General features: G+C 44.7%; 1 protein-coding gene and 1 rRNA gene. One reads left to right on the top strand and one right to left on the bottom strand.

The genetic code is table 11. The features are described 5' to 3' along the window. Positions 1-133 precede the first annotated feature (133 nt). Positions 134-271 carry a hypothetical protein gene (locus L1077_RS27205; protein WP_237139888.1) on the top strand — a complete coding sequence of 46 codons (138 nt, stop codon included), beginning with the start codon at positions 134-136 and terminating at the stop codon, positions 269-271. Positions 272-394: 123 nt separating this feature from the next. Here the strand turns inward: L1077_RS27205 and rrf are convergent. Continuing rightward, positions 395-509, bottom strand: a 5S ribosomal RNA gene (gene rrf / locus L1077_RS27200). Positions 510-548 lie beyond the last annotated feature (39 nt).

Below are 548 nucleotides of genomic sequence, written 5' to 3'. Positions count from 1 at the left end.
TTCATGGATGAATTAAGTGCAAAGTACAATGACATAGAGCGAAGCGAGTGCATTTACTTTGCGCAAGGTGAATTGAGCCATTTTAACAGCAGCGGGGTTATTTAATTGGGCCCTTGCTGCGCTACGCAGTAGAATGTCCTACTTTCATATGAAAAAGCCACCGCTGGCCGCCCCACACACTATCATCGGCGCTATCGTGCAAAAGGTTAGCGACAGCGAACGCAGTGAGAGCGCTCTTTTTGCGCAAGGTGAATATCGTGCGAAAGGTTAATGACACAGCGCGAAGCGCCGGCATTCTTTTCGCGCAAGGTGAAATGAGCTAGTTTAACCGCTGCTAAGGGACTTAAACGAAAAAAACCCGTTACATTTCTGTAACGGGTTTCTCTAATTTGACGCTTGGCAATGTCCTACTTTCACATGGGAAACCCCACACTATCATCGGCGCTATTTCGTTTCACTACTGAGTTCGGCATGGAGTCAGGTGGTTCCAAAATGCTATGTTCACCAAGCAAATTCTTTGCTTTTAGTTTTTATTATTTATTTTTTAA

The sequence above is a fragment of the Pseudoalteromonas luteoviolacea genome, assembly GCF_021654285.1.
Taxonomy (GTDB): domain Bacteria; phylum Pseudomonadota; class Gammaproteobacteria; order Enterobacterales; family Alteromonadaceae; genus Pseudoalteromonas; species Pseudoalteromonas luteoviolacea_J.
The sequence above is the reverse complement of the archived record's forward strand: the minus strand, read 5'-3'. Positions and strand labels throughout refer to the sequence as shown.